Origin of the sequence: Bacillus sp. FSL K6-6038 (assembly GCF_038050455.1) — a bacterium.
Taxonomy (GTDB): domain Bacteria; phylum Bacillota; class Bacilli; order Bacillales; family Bacillaceae_G; genus Bacillus_A; species Bacillus_A pseudomycoides.
This window is the reverse complement of record NZ_JBBOUH010000001.1, coordinates 3,196,421-3,214,228: the sequence shown is the minus strand read 5'-3', so window position 1 is coordinate 3,214,228 and position 17,808 is coordinate 3,196,421. Positions and strand designations below refer to the sequence as shown.

20 protein-coding genes and 2 pseudogenes are annotated in these 17,808 nt (G+C 35.2%); 16 read left to right on the top strand and 6 right to left on the bottom strand.

All coding sequences use genetic code 11. From position 1 onward, the window contains the following. Position 1 precedes the first annotated feature (1 nt). Together bshB2 and NSQ40_RS16965 are read left to right on the top strand one after the other, a co-directional pair. Complete coding sequence (bshB2, locus tag NSQ40_RS16970) at positions 2-664, top strand: bacillithiol biosynthesis deacetylase BshB2 (protein ID WP_003198867.1); 663 nt, start codon at positions 2-4, stop codon at positions 662-664. Between the two features lie 135 nt (positions 665-799). Next, a complete protein-coding gene (locus NSQ40_RS16965) occupies positions 800-1,057 on the top strand; it encodes a YuzF family protein (RefSeq protein ID WP_080548446.1) in 258 nt (85 codons plus the stop codon). 127 nt (positions 1,058-1,184) lie between these two features. On the opposite strand, the gene NSQ40_RS16960 is transcribed toward NSQ40_RS16965, so the two are convergent. Beyond that, on the bottom strand, positions 1,185-2,960 hold the full coding sequence (locus tag NSQ40_RS16960; RefSeq protein ID WP_179863653.1) for a tetratricopeptide repeat protein: 1,776 nt from the start codon (positions 2,958-2,960) through the stop codon (positions 1,185-1,187). 27 nt (positions 2,961-2,987) lie between these two features. After that, positions 2,988-3,134, bottom strand: a pseudogene (locus NSQ40_RS16955) (ATP-binding protein); the annotation flags it as partial. 413 nt (positions 3,135-3,547) lie between these two features. Here NSQ40_RS16955 and NSQ40_RS16950 point away from each other — a divergent pair. Genes NSQ40_RS16950 through NSQ40_RS16940 form a run of 3 tightly spaced genes read left to right on the top strand, consistent with a single transcriptional unit; the run spans position 3,548 to position 4,433 of the window. Then, a complete protein-coding gene (locus tag NSQ40_RS16950) occupies positions 3,548-3,916 on the top strand; it encodes a YwqG family protein (RefSeq protein ID WP_258248611.1) in 369 nt (122 codons plus the stop codon). Positions 3,917-3,918: 2 nt separating this feature from the next. After that, a complete protein-coding gene (locus NSQ40_RS16945) occupies positions 3,919-4,182 on the top strand; it encodes a hypothetical protein (RefSeq protein ID WP_258248610.1) in 264 nt (87 codons plus the stop codon). After that, entirely contained in the window at positions 4,128-4,433 is a 306-nt protein-coding gene (locus NSQ40_RS16940; RefSeq protein WP_258248609.1) for a YwqG family protein, read from the top strand. The genes NSQ40_RS16945 and NSQ40_RS16940 overlap by 55 nt, the downstream gene beginning before the upstream one ends. Before the next feature lie 632 nt (positions 4,434-5,065). Here the strand turns inward: NSQ40_RS16940 and NSQ40_RS16935 are convergent. Then, the gene (locus tag NSQ40_RS16935; protein WP_097787319.1) at positions 5,066-6,295 is read right to left on the bottom strand and encodes a cytochrome P450; all 1,230 of its coding nucleotides are present in this window, start codon (positions 6,293-6,295) and stop codon (positions 5,066-5,068) included. Positions 6,296-6,434: 139 nt separating this feature from the next. On the opposite strand from NSQ40_RS16935, the gene NSQ40_RS16930 reads away from it, so the two are divergent. The 6 genes and pseudogenes from NSQ40_RS16930 to NSQ40_RS16905 form a co-directional block, all read left to right on the top strand. Further along, positions 6,435-6,932: a PadR family transcriptional regulator gene (locus tag NSQ40_RS16930; RefSeq protein WP_097787318.1), complete on the top strand. Its 498-nt coding sequence runs from the start codon at positions 6,435-6,437 to the stop codon at positions 6,930-6,932. A 48-nt stretch (positions 6,933-6,980) separates the two neighbouring features. After that, positions 6,981-7,439 (top strand): NUDIX hydrolase, encoded by a 459-nt coding sequence (locus NSQ40_RS16925; RefSeq protein ID WP_003198838.1) that lies wholly within the window; start codon positions 6,981-6,983, stop codon positions 7,437-7,439. A gap of 109 nt (positions 7,440-7,548) precedes the next feature. Continuing rightward, entirely contained in the window at positions 7,549-8,106 is a 558-nt protein-coding gene (locus NSQ40_RS16920) for a DUF3952 domain-containing protein (protein WP_003198836.1), read from the top strand. A 14-nt stretch (positions 8,107-8,120) separates the two neighbouring features. Continuing rightward, positions 8,121-8,357: a hypothetical protein gene (locus NSQ40_RS16915; protein WP_097787317.1), complete on the top strand. Its 237-nt coding sequence runs from the start codon at positions 8,121-8,123 to the stop codon at positions 8,355-8,357. Positions 8,358-8,359: 2 nt separating this feature from the next. Then, the gene (locus NSQ40_RS16910) at positions 8,360-8,572 is read left to right on the top strand and encodes a hypothetical protein (RefSeq protein WP_257130697.1); all 213 of its coding nucleotides are present in this window, start codon (positions 8,360-8,362) and stop codon (positions 8,570-8,572) included. A gap of 179 nt (positions 8,573-8,751) precedes the next feature. Further along, a pseudogene (locus NSQ40_RS16905) lies at positions 8,752-8,913 on the top strand (multidrug effflux MFS transporter); the annotation flags it as partial. 67 nt (positions 8,914-8,980) lie between these two features. Here the strand turns inward: NSQ40_RS16905 and NSQ40_RS16900 are convergent. After that, on the bottom strand, positions 8,981-9,379 hold the full coding sequence (locus tag NSQ40_RS16900; RefSeq protein ID WP_003198831.1) for a DUF2871 family protein: 399 nt from the start codon (positions 9,377-9,379) through the stop codon (positions 8,981-8,983). A gap of 270 nt (positions 9,380-9,649) precedes the next feature. On the opposite strand from NSQ40_RS16900, the gene NSQ40_RS16895 reads away from it, so the two are divergent. After that, positions 9,650-9,862: a hypothetical protein gene (locus tag NSQ40_RS16895; RefSeq protein ID WP_033796296.1), complete on the top strand. Its 213-nt coding sequence runs from the start codon at positions 9,650-9,652 to the stop codon at positions 9,860-9,862. A 341-nt stretch (positions 9,863-10,203) separates the two neighbouring features. On the opposite strand, the gene NSQ40_RS16890 is transcribed toward NSQ40_RS16895, so the two are convergent. Both NSQ40_RS16890 and NSQ40_RS16885 read right to left on the bottom strand, forming a co-directional pair. Next, positions 10,204-11,436, bottom strand: a complete 1,233-nt coding sequence (locus NSQ40_RS16890) for a cytochrome P450 family protein (RefSeq protein ID WP_003198827.1) — start codon at positions 11,434-11,436, stop codon at positions 10,204-10,206. A 603-nt stretch (positions 11,437-12,039) separates the two neighbouring features. Next, positions 12,040-12,252, bottom strand: a complete 213-nt coding sequence (locus NSQ40_RS16885) for a hypothetical protein (RefSeq protein WP_003198825.1) — start codon at positions 12,250-12,252, stop codon at positions 12,040-12,042. 1,039 nt (positions 12,253-13,291) lie between these two features. On the opposite strand from NSQ40_RS16885, the gene NSQ40_RS16880 reads away from it, so the two are divergent. The 4 genes from NSQ40_RS16880 (at position 13,292) to NSQ40_RS16865 (ending at position 17,805) form a co-directional block, all read left to right on the top strand. Further along, a complete protein-coding gene (locus NSQ40_RS16880; protein WP_003198821.1) occupies positions 13,292-14,143 on the top strand; it encodes an MBL fold metallo-hydrolase in 852 nt (283 codons plus the stop codon). An 805-nt stretch (positions 14,144-14,948) separates the two neighbouring features. Beyond that, positions 14,949-15,485, top strand: coding sequence for a hypothetical protein (locus tag NSQ40_RS16875; RefSeq protein ID WP_003198818.1), 537 nt, complete (start codon positions 14,949-14,951; stop codon positions 15,483-15,485). A 296-nt stretch (positions 15,486-15,781) separates the two neighbouring features. Further along, positions 15,782-16,711, top strand: a complete 930-nt coding sequence (locus NSQ40_RS16870; RefSeq protein ID WP_003198815.1) for an AAA family ATPase — start codon at positions 15,782-15,784, stop codon at positions 16,709-16,711. Further along, entirely contained in the window at positions 16,708-17,805 is a 1,098-nt protein-coding gene (locus NSQ40_RS16865) for a DUF58 domain-containing protein (protein WP_033796295.1), read from the top strand. The genes NSQ40_RS16870 and NSQ40_RS16865 overlap by 4 nt, the downstream gene beginning before the upstream one ends. Positions 17,806-17,808: the final 3 nt, after the last annotated feature.

The following is a 17,808-nucleotide window of genomic DNA, read 5'->3' as shown; positions in this document are numbered from 1 at the left end:
TATGGAAAGACATGTGCTTGTTGTATTTCCGCATCCAGATGATGAATCATTTGCAGCAGGAGGAACAATTAGTTTATTAAGAAAGCAAGGAGTACCTGTAACATATGCGTGCGGAACGCTTGGACAAATGGGACGCAATATGGGAAAGAATGTATTTGCGAACCGTGAAACGATTCCAAATATCCGTGAAAAGGAATTAAAAGATGCGTGCGAAGCAATGGGCATTGAAGATTTAAGAATGCTTGGTTTCCACGATAAAACATTAGAATTTGAAGATGTAGATTTTGTAGCAGATAAAATTGAAACAGTGATTCGCGATGTACAGCCATCACGAATTATTACATTCTATCCAGAGCACGGTGTTCATCCAGATCATGATGCATTCGGCCGTGCTACCGTTCGTGCAGTCTCACGTATGCCAAAAGAAACACGTCCGGTCATTCATGCAGTTGCGATTACAAAAAATCGTGAGGAAGTATTAGGTGAACCAGATGTTGTCAACAACATTAGTGAAGCCTTCGAACAAAAATTAGCGGCTTTACGTGCGCATCGTTCACAAACAGAAGCGATGTTAGAAGAAACGGAAGTAAAGCTACAAAACAAAGATGCTGCAACATTAAAATGGTTACAAATTGAACAATTTTGGACTTATAAATGGGAATAGGCTAGAGGATTCTCTGCTAGTCTTCCATACATACAAAAGCGATGTCACATTGTGGTATCGCTTTTTCTGTTAGATAGGTACTTCTTGAATGCAGGCCACATACACTACAGCAAATCTTAAAAAGAGGAGGGTCATATGTACTATTCATACGAAGATGTGTTCGGTTATTTTCGAGATGGTTATGAGATAAGTGGTGATGTGGTTGCACTTGTTGATCCATATGTTGTACAAACATTGCAATCTATCGTTGGGAAAAGAATTGTAGTGGAAACAATTCGGGGAAGTGTAAATGGAACTTTGAGAAGTGTGAAGCCAGATCATCTTGTATTAGAAGAAAAAGAAGTGCCGATATTTGTACGAATTCAGCAGATTGTGTGGTTTACGCCGGAGTAATTAATGAATTTAAATAGTCAAAAACACCTTTCTAAGTTTAGAAGGGTGTTTTTGGCTTTATGAGCGTATTTGCTTAATATGACTATGCTTCTTACTTGTATCACGTATTAACATGACCAGTCTTATTTTACTCTTGCTGCACACTTTCCATTTTAAACTTATTAAGTAATTCATGATATATTTTTATTTCTTGCTCACTATTATCCCAATTTTCGCCGTAAATACGATTAATTTTTTTCTCTGAAATTTCTAAGATAAAAGTACTATCATCACTTTTCACTAATAAGTATGTATTTGTCCCTTCTTTATATATTCTAGCAAGATTTTCACTTTTTAATTTCTGTATACTTGGTTGTCCCGCCTTTTCCATCACAACAGACACATAATTATCCATTACAAATTGACGAAGCGAGTTCTCACTAAAGTCACTTGTTTCTAATAAGTATAATGTTGACGAAGCTAAATAAATTTGTTCCATTTTTTCTTCTTTGGATATTTTATCCTTAGACACAACAATACTCTTCCTTTCTTCTTCGCTATTATTCGGCACCGCATTTTTATCCTCTTTAAGATTAAAGTTATAATCCTTCCTCTCTTCTTCGCTATTGCTCGGCACCGTATTTTTATCCTCATTATGATTAGAGTTATATAATTTCCCAACACGAAAAACGAGAATAAGAGACAGTATAATTAACAAACAAATATACCATTTGTTATATCTTGGAGATTTAATATTTGAATACGATTGAATTTCCTTATGTTCTTCCGATGATAACTGTGGTTTCCTAGCTACTTCTTCAATTGGTTGTTTTTCGAACACAGCTCCTTTACTTCCAAAACTCGTTACCTGTGCCTCAATTTCTTCTGGTGATAACTTCTTTGTAGGTTCTACTTTCTCAACTGTACGTGCCATTTTGGTAGTTTCTTGCTCTCTTGAGAATTTATTGCTACGTAGATTATCTTTCGCATCGAACGATGTTCCTAAACCAACTTCTTTGTAGATATTCTGTTGGATTTTAGAAGAAATGAAAAACATCATAAGAAATACAATATAAACGCTCCCTGCATACCAACCTGTTAAATACACAGGTAGAATCACCCAACCGAATATACTTAAAAAGTATAAAAAATAATATATGTTTTTATTCTTAAAATACACAAACGTAAATAACGAGCAGAATTTTGAGATAGGTAGACCTAAAACATGTGCAAGCCTTGCAGTAAAATCACAAAACTTATTTTTTGTCCCTATCGTCTTCTTATAAATCATATATGCTTCTTTATCATTTGGATCTAGCTGCATCGCGACTTCAGCTAACATCCTTGCTTTTTTAAAATTTCCCTTATGGGTTGCTGCAACTGCAAACAAAACGAGATTGGTCGTATTTTCTGGATTTAGCTCCAAAGCACGTTTTTCAGCTTTTAATGCCTCTCCTTGCCGTTTAGGGAAAGAGGTAAAAAGAATATACGCATACTTTCCTACATAAACTTCATTTTCAGGCTCCAGCTCCATCGCTTTCTCGAAATACACCAGTGAATTATTAATGCGTTCAAAACATCTAACAGCTTCGCCCATATAGAAATAATACTTTCCATTTTCAGGGTGATTTTTTATTCCAATCTCTGCTAGTTCTCTTATTCTTTTATGATTATTTTGACCACTGAAAATATCTAATCCCACTGAGAGAACTTGCTCATTTAAATGATCCAGTTTAAGTGCCTCTTCTAAATACTTACTTGCATTCTCATTATCGCTAAATCCATGAAAATAGACATAACTTAAACAAAGGTACCCGCAAGCGTCTGCTGGGTCTTCCTTTATCAGCATTTCCGCTTCTTTCATTGCACGATCAGCATCGCTAACCTTCAGCAAATAATGAATTCTTCTAAGATTATCTTCCATCACCTGACTCATCCCTGCCCTAATTTTCTATTTCAACCTTTGCTCTTCCATATAATCGAGTACTTTATCAAAATCCTTATTTACATTGCTAAATGTTGTGTAATTTTTCGCTGTTGAAAACCAATCTAAAGTTGTTGGCTGACGTTTCTTCATCGCTTCTAACAAATCATCATTTATTATTCCTTTTAGTAAATTCAACTTTCATAATTCCATATTTATCCGATTATACAAAAACATTATAACAAATAAACCATTTTTGATTTGTCATATTTCGTCGAAAAAAGCCCGGAAAAGTCATTTCCATATTACTATCAAGTTAAGAAATTTATTGTTCCCCCAAACGAAAAAAATGAGATGAATTGTTATAAATAACTGTGGGAAGATAAAATTTTTGTTTTGGGAATACTTTACAATATTAGCTTGATAGCGATGGAGCTGTACCCCTAAATGTAAATTTTTTAAAGTGATATGGTGAGCCTTATTAGAGTGGATTTTCTCACGTACTTGATGAGGTATAGAATTGTTAGGTATGGTAGGATATGTGGTAGGTACAATAAACTAGTTGAGAGAACGAGGTGAGGATTGGCGTGAAATTACAAGAACAGAATGTAATTAAGCTAAAGCAGTATTTGAAGGATAATGATTTTGAACATGCTGTAAATTATATGGTGGAGAAGTTGCGGCAAGGGGTTCGTTGTACTAAAGCAGGCGAGACAGATTACACAAAGGCAGGAAGTTCGAGAGTTGGTGGTGATCCGGATCTTCCTCCACAATTTGCATGGCCGCTTACATCAAATGGGACACCAATGACCTTTTTAGTTCAATTAAATATGAGTGATATAACGAAATATGATATGAATGAATTATTGCCAAAGACAGGAATGTTGTCTTTTTCCTCGGAATCGATGAGCCGGCTTACAATGTTGAACATCGAGTTATATGGTTTGATGAAGTAGAGATGCTATCGGCTGTCCGTCGTGAATCACCAAGTGAGACTGCTTTGGAAAGTACTTATATTGGCTATGATTTGAAGGCGCGATCATCATTGGAGCCACCAGGATATGCATACGTTGATAACGACCAAATAGAGAATGATAAAGTAACCTTCGCTGATTATGATGATTTATTTTATGAGATTAGAGATGAAAAGATGGCGATATTATTCAAGTGTTTGGTTATCCAACAGAACAGCATGATAATTCGGAATATGAAGCAGCACTGATAATATTGACTGGTAAAGAATATGGGTGTAGTGCGGATAAAGCATTGGAAGAAATCGCAGCACATTTCGATAGCGACATGACGAAAGCGAAGCAGGAAGTGGTGAATATGCAGATGTTGTTGGAGTTGGAAAGCGATGATGACGTGGGCTTCTGCTGGTGGGATGCAGGGGTGTTGCACTTCTTTATTCGTGAGGAAGATTTAATTGCAGGACGATTTGACCGTACCTATTGTTCGGTTTATTCAAGTTAACTCAGGTAAAGGGAATACGTTTAGAGCTTTCTGACTAACGAAGTGTAGAATAAAAAAATTATTTTGTATATTTTATAAAAGTAAGGCACATTTTAAGCAATTTTTCTTCCAAACCTACACCGTACTCTCAATATATTATTAATCCAGAGGTTTCACTTGTCGATATTTACTTTGAGAGTGCATCTAATTATTGGTTAATGAAGCTGAATATTTAAAATCAAGAATGTTAGATGGAAATTGAAATCACATAAATAACTGGATGAAAATTTCATTTTGGGAGTACTTCAAAAAATTTGAAAAATCATCAGCTGTAGATATAAATATATTGAAAAATTTGTATGGTAAAGAATGAGGAATAGAGTCCTATTAATATAGAACTCTATTTATATTTCAAATTCATTTATAATTTATTGAACTACATAGGGGTTCAGCCACATCGCTATCAAGCTAAGAAAATAGATAACCCCCAAAATAAAAAAAATTTGCCTTTTATAGCAACGAAGTTCATTTTTATCGTTTTGAGTCATTAGAGAAGAAAGGATGATTCGTTCAATATAGAGGCGAATATCCTTTCTTTTTTATACATATCAGAAATATAAACAATAGCCTCAAAAACTGGAGGCTATTAAATTTCACAATCTATTATGATCAATTACAATAGGTAAGCTCTTTAAAGCCTGTCCCATCGCTGAATCCGTTAAATGATGAATAACATCAAACCCCTCAACTTGACGGATATTAGCGAACCGTTTCACAAATGAAGTTAAAGCGATGCGCGCTTCCATTCGAGCGAGCGGGGCGCCCAAACAGAAATGTGGACCAGATCCAAAGGCGAGATGGGATTGGTTCTCTAGGCGATGGATATCGAACTCTTCCGCATTGGTAAATTGAGATTCATCTCGGTTGGCAGCGCCGGTCCAGACCATAACCATTTGTCCCTGTTTCATTTCGTGCCCAAAAACTGTCGTATCTTGCACTACCTTACGATCATTGGTAGACGGAAAGCGAAAACGGAGCACTTCCTCAATCAACTTGGGAACCAATGAGAAGTCAGCTCGCAATTCCTGATAAACACCTGGTTTGTCAAACAGCATAGAATAAAATATGTTAGAAATTAGTGTCGTTGTCGTTTCATTCCCCGCACCGAGTAGTCCAATGGCGGATATAACAACCTCTTCATCTGTCAATCTTTCACCCTCGAGCTCGGCTTTAGTCAAGTCGGAGATAATATCATCAGCAGGATGCTTCCGTTTCTCCAGCACAATTGGATACAAGCAGTCGTAAAACTCCTTCATAGCTTCCTCTTTTTTGGTGACAATGTCGCTGTAAGTTTCTTTCTCATACGGGAAGAAGAGGATGTCTGACCAAGATTTAATCATCGCCCGATCTTTAGAAGGAACACCAAGAAGCTCGGCGATAACAATTACCGGAAGTGGAATCGCCAGCTTCTGTATAATATCTACAGCTGATTGTCCTTCCATCTCTATGAGCAATTCATCAACAATGGCTTGAATTCGCGGTTCCCAGCTTTCAAGAGAGCGCGGGGTGAATGCTTTTGCTAACAGAGCGCGTCGATTTCGGTGTTGTGGCGGATCGCAGAAATTTACGTTACTTCTATTATCCATGATTTTAGAAATAGGAATAAAGCTTCGTTCTTTTTTGTTGGAAAATAATTGATGATCAAACAGCACACGTTTGGCATGTTCATACAAAAATACATTCCAAACATCCTGCTCGGTATCGTAAAAAACAGGATGATTCTCTCTCATATACTGATACCAAGCATACGGATTCCAAAGCTCCTCTTTTGTTTTCAGTTTGGAAATTTCATTAATTAAAATTACATTTTCAGGTGATTTCATAGCCTCTTCCTCCCGTTTCTTTTACAATACAATTATGAGGTCAACCTTACAGCAATGTATAACCTAACATATGTTATTTTAACTTATGTTAGGTTATAATTTTCTAAATGTAAACTTGAGAAATAATAGGGGGATTTATATGTATGTTGATATTCTATTACTAGCTGAACTAACATCTGGACCAAAATACGGATATGAAATCAAGAAAAATATTCAAAATCGTCTGGGAGAAAATTTCGAATTAAATCATAACATGCTTTATCCCGCCCTCCGTCGCTTTGAAGATATGGGTGGTATAACAAAAAAAGTCCATCAACAAATAGGGAAACCAAATCGTAACATCTATGAGATAACTCTTATAGGAGAAGAACTTTTATATGAAATGATCCGAGAATTTCCTGAAAAAATTGCTGCTAATAATGCAGAATTTCTTGTACGTATTTCTTTATTTGAGAAACTTGATTATGAAGCTAGAAAAGAAATATTAACAATACGTTGTGATATCTTAAATAAGCAACTAATATCTATAAAATCATTAAATGTAGTATCTCCTTTTCCTTCTGAAGTGGTGCAATATAGTAAATCACGGATTGAACATGAGTTAGAATGGATTATGTCTCTCATGAAAAAAATATGAATAATAACAATTACTTAGTAAGAATAAATTTTCATGGGGTGCAGTAGAATGATTAGGCAAGCTGTAGGTGCAATCGTATTCCAACATAATGAGTTTTTATTGGTACATAAGGTGAAAATTAGCGATATAGCAGAAGAACATACTATGTCAAAGGGTGAATGGGACTTTCCAAAAGGAGGAGTAAAACATTCAGATGATGACTTAGCAAGTGCTATTTTGAGAGAACTTGAAGAGGAAACTGGTTCCAAAGAGTTTAGGGTTATTAAACAATTCAAAGACAAGATTTGTTTTGTTTTCCCTAAAGAAATCCAATCGAATCTCGGATATGAAAAACAAGAAACCACTATGTTTTATGTAGAATATATAGGTGATAGAACAGATTTACATCCAAAAGATAATGAAATAAGTCATGTGGAATTCTTTGAAACACCTAATTTATTGGGGGTTTTAAATCATGATGATACAAAGGGATTTTTTGAAAGGATACTTTTAAAAAATTTTCAATAATCCTTAATTATTTGTGTCGCGCGTTCATCAAGTTGGGACTTTTATGTCGCAGAGTAAAAGGAAACATAATCAAATTGAAAATGCCAAGAGTAACGAACGAGGTGACTGTATGAAAAAAAGAGTAAAAATGGGTTTCATAAGTGTATTACTAGGAACATGTTTAACACTTACAGGATGTAAAGTTGCGTATAAGGATATTGTCAAAGCACTGGATGAAGGTGATATGAAGACTGTCATGGCTGCAAGTGATGATGGGTATGCTTATGTGTCAGTGAATGCTTATAGAATTCTAGAGTATCCGAAGGTGGAGGAGAAGAGTGATGAAGTGAGAATAGGTCAAGGCATGAAAGGAACTTTTTCGATAAAGGATCATTCATTTTATGGTGTAACATCACAGTCTAAGAGTACGTACACATTACATTACTCTGGAAAAGATATAAGTAATGTAACAAATGAACAAAAAGAAAGAATATACGCAACAAATATAAGTTATACAAATAAAAACATTCAGTTTTCTACACCTAATGTAGACGCATCTTTAGTTACTTTCTTTTTCACAGATTTAAAAGGGCTTGCGAAAGTTACACCTGAAGATACAAGAAGAGGGGGGATGAGCCTGTACTGGTTAGATTTAAGTTTAATAAACAACAATTTGATAAAATTGTAAAACCGAAACTGCACTTGGATTATGATGAATTTATATCAGCAGAACTAGAAATACAGCTAGATTCGCCTAATGAACCTAATGAAATTGTAGATATGAGTTTGGATATCAATTATAAAAAGAAAGTTCAGAATCAGTTGTTATCATTTGAAGATAGTTACACTGTTGGCTTTGCGCATAAACAAGATAATGATAAAGATGGAAAAAAGGAGTATTTAGATTATAAAAATAAATTTAATGAGGGGGGAGAGTAGGAATGACTAAAATCCGTTCTGATGTAGGCAAACTGGAGTTAGCCAGCGAGAGTGTTTATGATCATAAAAAGAAGGATGTTACTAAGATTAGTACAGAAGAAGGACAGTTAAAATTAGCGGGTACAGGAATTTATGCCTATGATGAGGGGGGGGAAGCAATTTTATCAATCTATGTATTGAGACGGAATATGTTGTTCTTTAACTTTGTAATATAGGAAAATGAAACATATAATATATGTTAATCTTTGTAAAGAGAAGTAATGAAAAATAAATGTTAATTCATACCCTCCTATAGGTATTAACATGAAGCAATTGAGGTGTTCTTTTGGATGTATTATGACCGTATTTCTATCATGGCCCCTCCAGTTCCGTAGCGAAATAAAGCTCTAAATATCTGAGATTTTATATCATCATTACCGTTACGATTTGGGGAATGAGTCAATTGCATACAGGTTCTTTGCTTGTTATGCCTCTATATTTTCTTATCCTTGTAATTGTGATGACGATATTAAGTCGAATGTTTATTTATAATGCTAAGGTTATAGAATCTGTTTAATGTAGAAAAAAGAGTCTCATAAGTAATATGAGATTCTTTTTTGTTTTTGCTGAAGCTTTATTACACACTACATTTTATATGATTTTTTTAATAGCATCATAAACCAAATAAGGGTAAGGCCGATGATAGAATGAGAGATTCCGACTATATAAGCTAATCCTTTGAAATCAGCTCCATTTAGCTGAAGAAGTCCACGAGTTGCCAGTGAAGAAAGGGTTAAAATTAATCCAATATTATGGACGATGAACCACATATTAAAACCCTTCACTTTATGAAATGCAAATGATTTTGCTAATGCTAGGGCAATTAGGAAAAATAAAAATCCAAGTACGAGCGTATGTGTGTGTAAAAGGTTCAGCAGAGTGGACCCTAGAATGCCCTTTGATTTTGCATATTCTCTAGCGAATACACCAGATAATAAACCGATAACTAAATATACGAACGATGCATAATATAATTTTTTCATTATATACCTCCTGATGCAAACTCTGTAATGTTGGTTTTTGATTCGTAAATTTCTATTGTATTTTCAAATCATGGTAGTTACATAACCAAGACTCCTAGTTTTCCAGGAGTCTTGGTATAACAGGTTTAAAATTATTTTATCATAATTATAGGGTATTCGATTATATAAAATAATCGAACTTTATGTGAACAAAGAGAGATTGTCAGAATCGTATTTAAAAGTGATGAATCCGAACTATTAGAGCAATTCGAAAGTGAACCAGAAGACTTTTTGATTGAAGGTGCAGGCGTGTATCTGGATCATAAAATGGATCACTTAGGATTTAAATTAATAATGATTATGTCAATTTATGAAAATACAGTTGAATTAAGTCTTTCTTATAATGAAGGATACGTGTTTGATGTTAATATGGAGTTTGTGGAACGAGTCTTTTCTCTTTCGTACACTCTATATTCAGTGTACGAAAGAGAAAAGGGCTATTGATGTAAGATTTAAACAACATTTTGCAATCAATATCAGAGAATATTAAAAAGCAATATACACTGTAAACTAGGAAGGTACTCTATAAATGACAGAGAAGGAATTTCCTTATTGTACTTTAACGTAATAGGGGAAAGCCTTGGACTCTTTAGGAGGTATAATTCAGTTTTTTTAATCTTCTGGTTTTGGTAACTTTAACATTTTTCCGAAATTCATCACCCACTTCTAAACGTGAAGGCGTGATAGCCCAATGAAAGTAGGTGATGAAATTTTGTTAGGCGAAGCCGAAGCCGAAGCCGAAGCCTATTTTTCAAGTGATTTTGGTCATTATGGGCAGAAAAGGGTTAGAAAACTACTGGTAGAGTTGCAAGAGAACGGAACTTACTATAATTATAAACCAGTTGTTCGGGTTTAGTTGCTAGGCGCAGATTAGGTAGACGTTGCAGCAATGTGCCAAATGCAATCTGTCCTTCCAAGCGTGCCAATGGAGCACCCAAACAGCGATGGATACCATTGCCGAAAGCTAGATGATCATTTTCCTCACGTGTAATATCTAATGCTTCGGGATTAGAGAATTTTTGCGGATCAATGTTGGCAGCTGCTAGGGAAAACAGTACCATTTCGCCTTTGTGGATTATTTTTCCATGCATTGTGATATCTTCACCTGCAAAACGGTTACCAATCATGATCGGGCCAGCATAGCGCAACAGCTCGTCGACAGCAGAGGAAAGCATGGAAGGATTGTCCCGTAGCAGATCCATTTGTTCGGGATGTTGCAGTAACGCCAGTACGCCATTACCGATGAGATTAACTGTTGTCTCATGTCCAGCAATAATGAGAAGCCAAATCGTCGAAAGAAGCTCGTTCTTACTCAACTTGTCTTCTTTCTCTTGTGCTTGGACCAGAGCGCTCATCAGATCATCGCTAGGATTTACGCGCTTTTCCGCCAGTAATGTTTCGATGTAATGAATAAACTTTTCGAGTGTTGCAGTAACTGCAGCCCCCTGACGAGGATCCATAGCAGCGTTCATGAGCTTATGTGTCCAGTCACGAAATTGGTTTCGATCAGTAACGGGGATTCCAAGCATCTCTGAAATAACAATAATGGGCAGAGGGTAGGCAAAATCTGCAATAATATCCATTTTTCCTTTTTCCTTCACAGCATCCAACAATTCGTCGGCAATCTGCTGAATACGGGGATGAAGATTCTCGATTATACGCGGAGTAAAGGCTTTAGAGACCAACCGGCGTAAGCGGGTATGATCAGGCGGATCGACCGTAAGCATATTCGGCATATTCATCATCCATTCAAACAGCTTGCTCACAGATGTATTTTCCTCAATGAATTCCTGTTTATCTTGGGGCGGTTCGAATTTTCGTAAATCTTTGAGAAAACGCGGATCTTTCAATATGGTAACAACATCGTCATAGCGTAATGCGATCCATGCTCCTCCCATACCGTAAAAGTCATCCAGACGAAAGAGGGGCTCTTGTTGTTCGAAGAAAGGTTTATAGTACACAATGGGATCGCGCATAGTTTCCGGTGAGTTTAAATCGCCAAGAGTAATTTTTTTCATTCGTTTGCTCCTTTCATTATAACTGGTGAGTGAAATGGCTTATACATCCTCTTTACTGGACAATTCCAAAATGGATCATGCTACAAAGAACATTCATCCGATCGAACAAGTTTTGAGCATACTCGTCATCAATAGTGTCCTTCTCTACAAACTTCTTTTCGAAATGTGCCAATCTAAACTGGATTAGCTCACAATTCTTTTACGGTCAACTCCTTCTTGAAGTAGATTTTTTTAAATAACTATTTGGGTACCTGATTATTAGAAGTAATCACATGACGATATTTCTCTTCAGGAGGAAAGACAGGAATTCCTTCTTTTTTACTCAATCTTAAATTGATTGTTCCACATCACCATCAAGCTAGCAAACACAAATTGGACAGTTCCTTCAACTGATGAAACAGAAGGAAATTTAAATGTTGCGAAATGATTGATATGCCTAAAGGATGCAATGCAATTCCTATACATGAATGTATTTTGCAAGAAACATATCTGAAATGTAGGTTGTATGTAAAATAGGATGGGAACTTCTTACCTAAAGTTAGTTAAAGAAAGGCTGGTAAAAGACCAGCCTTTCTTATATACGCATTTAAACAATTTTGTTTATTAACAACATTTCTCTTTCATTGCTTTCATCATAGACATAGTAGAATTCATCATTGCATCACATTCTTGCATTTTATTCATCATAGCTTTATCCATTTCTACATCTATTTGCATCATATTGTTCATCATCATTTTCATACATTTCATTTCACACATCATCTTTTCCATAGATATCATCATGTTTGTTGTTCCTGCCATCATTGTTTTTTCCATTTTAACATCCTCCTGAAATTTTTATATCTTGCAAATATAGGAATTCGTTTTTATTTTACAAATACCTTCAGATGTTAGTGGTGGTAAATATTTAGAAAAAATTTTCTTAAAAAGAAGAAAATGAATTTTTAAGAGATAATGTTTAAATTAGAGATAAACGAATTGAGAAAATTGAGAAGAAATTACATGAATTAAAAAGGGCAGCTAGCAATAGCTAACTGCTCATCTCTGAGGGGGAGGAGAAAGATTATTGTATCTACATTATTGTCGGAATATTGAGGTTTATTGAAAACTGTATCGTTACTTATTAAACAGAACATATTTTTTACGAGATAATTAGAATGAGAATAGTGGCATTTAAAGGGTTAAACAATAATTTCTTTATAGAAGAAGACAACGAGAAGAAAACGAAAAAAGAAAATAAATCGGTAATATCATTTGTATGTTCATTTAATTATGATATTCCATTTCCGGTAATTGGTAATAATGTGACTCTTCATCTATGTAACAGCTTGTATAAAAATATCATATAGGGTAAATTGAAAAACAGGTATATTGACGTTTTTCAAGTTATACATCGTGCCGATGTGTAACAAACGACTGCAAGGAATTAATTCTCGATGAATTCGTTTTTTATAGTAAAACAAGAAATTTTAATATCTTTTTGAATTTCTAGTGAGGGGAACTTTTTTAGTTGATATAGATGCAGAATAAAAATGGGGGAAGGAGATTATATGTTGATAAAAAACGTATAAAGGATATGCAAAATAAAGACTATATTTTGCTAACATAAAATCAAAGTATCACAAAACCTTTCAAAGTTCCTTCAGAAGTACAGAGGGAGCTTTCCATTCACATAATCAGCGTTCTAGGAATAAAACAAATTCCCTAAAAAGTCTTTCTTTCTATCTACCTCTGTATGTAAAATTATATTTGTTCTTTAAGTGAAGAGCTTGTTCGTAATTAAGACATTATAGAGAATGCAACTATTTTATCTATAAAAAGGCATAATAAAAAAATCAGCAAGGGGAACAAAAAATTGCAGAAACTAAAGAGAATATCTAATCGAGTTTTATACTTACCACCGTATCAAGAAACAGATCGTCCTATTCTAGCTGCTGTTAAAGGAGAAGAAAAGACACTATTAATTGATGCTGGAAATTCTTCGAAACATGCTAGATTATTTTTGGAACAATTAGATACATATGATATTAAAGGAGAATGGCTTATACTTACACATTCCGACTGGGATCATATATTTGGAATGCATGAGATGCAAATGCCAATTATTTCTCATTATAAAACTTATAACAAAATTAAACAGTTACAGAATTTATCGTGGGAAGATAAATATTTAGACCAACGTGTTAAAGAGGGGCTAGAAATTCCATTTTGTGCGGATGCAATAAAGAAAGAGCTAGGAAATCAGAGGGAGATTATCCTCCCATTACCTGATATTACATTCGATAAGAAAATGACTTTGAATCTAGGTGGGGTGACGTGTGCAATTGAACATGTAGGTGGAGATCACGCTGATGATTCTACTGTCATTTATATTCAGGAAGAAAAAGTTCTTTTTCTAGGAGATTGTATGTATGCAAATCTCTACTCAAAGAAGTGGAGTTATACGATAGAGAATACGCTCCAGTTAATTGAACAAATTGAGAAATACGATGCGGAAATTTTTGTTTTATCCCATCATGAAGCTCCATTAACTAAAGAAGAGTTTCAATTAGAACTTAAATTCTTAAAAACTACAGCATTGCTTACAAAAAAGTATGAAGGAAGCTCAGAGGCAATAGTTAAAGAAATGTCTAAGTCTTTACAGAGAAGTTTAACTGAAGATGAAATTGAGACCATCACTTTTTTTGTTAATGGATTTTCGGAATAACAAAGTTAATAATGTTTCAAGAGGGGAACTATAGATTAGTACCTATTTTTATATTGCTGTATTAAATTGGGGATTTAAGGTGAATCGAAATGTTATAAAGTAAAATATGTTTACCATCATACGTAAATTTAAAGTTATCAGGCTTAAGTGTGAAAAGAAGTAAGTACTATGCTGCTAGGGGATGCATATCAGTGTTATGAACGCTGGTATTGCAGCCCTTTTTTGTTCTGCTAAATTATAGATAAGTGTTCTCTGTCCTAGCCGTTGTTTTTACCGCTCATCCCGGGATGAAGTACAGAATACTGAGGTCAATACGTTTATAATTACGTTTAAATAAACAAGGCTTGCCCTAAGGTTTATTCTTATTTTTTTGCTTCTGTTCGCCTTCTTCGATTTACAAAGCCTTTGGAGGAATTTCCGGTCTTATCTATTCAAGATGCTTGGCATTACAAGTATGTAGAAGGATGCGAAGTTAGAGGGGATAATGGAATAAATCTGTAAAATTAAACCGCCTATAATGGGCGGTCAATTTTTTATGTATTAATCAATTTCATGGGAAGCTTCTAAAGGAGGGAAACCTAGATAAGAAGCTTACTATGTGAATTTGACATAAAGTCATACCGTTTATAAAAAAGTATCGCAAACCATTTAAAAGCCCCTTTAGAAGTACTTAAGGGAATTTTCATTGACATAATCAGCGTTCTAGGAATAAAAACAAATTTCCTAATAAGTCTTCCTTTCTATCTATCTTTTAAAGTAAAATTATTCCTGTATTTTAATTTTTTGGATAGAGAAAGGGAGTTCTATGAAATCTTTAATAAAAGTAACATGTACAGCATTTTTACTTACAAGCTTAATGGCAGCTTGTAGTGAACAAACTACAACAAAGCAAGAAGTAACTACTCAATCAAAGAAATCAGAAAAAGTGTCTGAAGAGAACAGAATGGAGAAGGATGCACTACGATATGGAGAAATTGCAAAAGGTGGATACTACAGAGCAACAGTTGAAAATGCAAAATATGAAAAAGTAGATGGAATAGGGCGCATTGTAGCTCGTGTTACGATCAATAATGCTCGGGCCGATGAAAAAGCAATTGATCTTTCAGAAATACAGTATTTTGTTAAAGATGAAAAGACGGGAAAAAAATATGAAGGTCAAGTTATGCCTATATACGAAGAGAAATTCAAAAGTGTGCCAGTTGGCTACTCTTTAACTTTTGACGTTTCATTTAAGACGGAAAATCCACCAAAAGATTTCAATAATATGTATCTATATATGGATAGTAAGCTTGATCCATTTGGAGATATCCATTGGAAGCTTGATAATCTAGTATCTAAATGAAAAGATGTCTAATTTAGGCATCTTTTCTTGTTTAGTGAGTTGTCTATACCATTTGTTTTTTATTTGTATACTCTTATATGATAGCAAGTTATCGTGTTGTAAATAGATGTAGTATTTTTATAGCATTGAGAAGTTTTAGTCCTTTGCTTCTTTGGTTATATTCATGACACTTACCATTCATTCGGTAGAGTTTATGCTGCAGTTCTTTTGAAGAAAACTCTCGTTTTCCAGTTTATAGAAAAAGATTATCGTGTTAAAATATCAGAAAAGTCAAAAAATAAAGGTGGATAAGAAGTATGTCTATATTAGAGAAAATTAAAGAAAATGTTTCGAAGGTCATTGTAGGAAAGGAAGAGGTAATCGATTTAGCGATGATTGCGCTAGTTGCAAATGGACATGTTTTATTAGAAGACGTGCCAGGAACAGGGAAAACAACATTAGCCAAAACTCTTGCGAAAAGTATTGATGGGGCTTTTCAGCGTATTCAATTTACATCGGATACGTTGCCAGGTGATGTAGTAGGATTAGAATACTTTGATATGAAAGAAAGTGATTTTAAAACGAGAAAGGGGCCTATTTTTGCGAATCTTGTATTAGTAGATGAAATTAATCGGGCCGTTCCACGGACACAATCAGCGTTGTTAGAGGTAATGGAGGAGCGTACGGTAACAATCGCGGGAGTAACGCATGTATTACCAGATCCGTTTATTGTGTTAGCTACACAAAATCCGTTAGAATCGGCAGGAACATTTGCACTTCCAGATGCGCAGTTAGATCGTTTTCTATTAACGATTCGCCAAGGGTACCCAAATCGTAAATATGAAAAGGAAATGTTGAAACGGTTTAAAGAAAAAAATCCATTTAACGACCTGCAAAGTGTTGTAACTCTCTCTGACATATTGGAGTTGCAAGAGCAATCGAAAAAGATTCATATGCACGATGAGGTGGAAGAATACTTGCTTGATATTGTAGAAGCGACGCGAAAGCATGATTTAGTAGAAATTGGGGTAAGTCCGCGTGGGTCTTTAGCTTTTATGAGAGCGGCGCAGGCAAGGGCGTTATTAAAGGGGCGGGACTATGTAACTCCTGATGATTTGAAAGCTTTGGCAGCTCCGGTTTGTGCCCACCGGTTAACATTAACAATTGAAGGGGATATGAAAACAACAAAAGTAGATGTACTGCAAGGAATTTTAGAAAAACTTGCAGTGCCAGTGGAAAGCGTATGAATGAAATTATAAAAAGGAAACATCCGTTAATGGAACCTCTCTCTATAGGGGGAATCGGTGTTATTTGTCTTATACTCGTCGTATTTACCAATCAATTTTTCATTGTAGCTATCTTTTTATTTTATTTGCTGCTAGTTGGATTTTTGTATTTGTATATGAAGGCAGTCATGAAAGTGAAATGGGATATTTCCCAAAATCAACAGAGACTATTTATGAGCGAAAGCGGAGCGTGTACAGTGCAAATTATAAATGAAGCACGTTTTCCCATTTTTAAAGCAGCTCTTCAGTTTCGTTCTAATGAACAAATAGAGTGGGAAACGGATCAGAAGATGCAGCGTTCGCATCACTCTTATCACATTCCTCTCCAAATAGAAGGAAGAGATATGATAACAATTACGTTAGGGGGGAATGCAAATGAAAGAGGGAGGCAAGGATGGCAAGCTGCAGAACTTATGATATCAGATCCATTCGGCCTTATAACGTATTACTTGCCTATTGAACAAAAGACACTCCCTGAATTTCATATTCTTCCGCAAATGTCGAAAGTAACGATACCGGAAATGACAACATGGAAGCATGGATTTCGCAGAGCAGCTGTTTCTCCGTTATATGATGAAACGAAAATAGTAGGCGTGAAAGAATATGAGGGGGAATCGTTTCGCTCGATCCATTGGGGAGCGACTGCGAAAACTGGGGTAATAAGTGCAAAAAAGTATGAATATACACAAGGCGATCGTTATGCGCTATATGTAAATGTATTAGGGAAAACAGGATATACGCTTCGTACGGATATGGAATATTTAATTCAAGTCGCGGCGGGGGTATGCCGGGAGTTAATTTCACAAGACTGCTCGTTCGAATTATGGATAAATGGAGTACGGGAACAAGGTGTCATTCATTTAAAGGGGGGAAAACATCGAAAACAACTTTATAAAGCAATGGATCTTTTATCCTCGTTAACCGAAAAGGATACGCCGCTGAATACACATTTCTTTTATCAAACAGGATTCCGAAGACAAGAAGCAGGGTGTATCCCATTAATTATTGGATATCCACCTGAAAAACAAAAAGAGTGGATACAAATTGTGAAGTAAAGG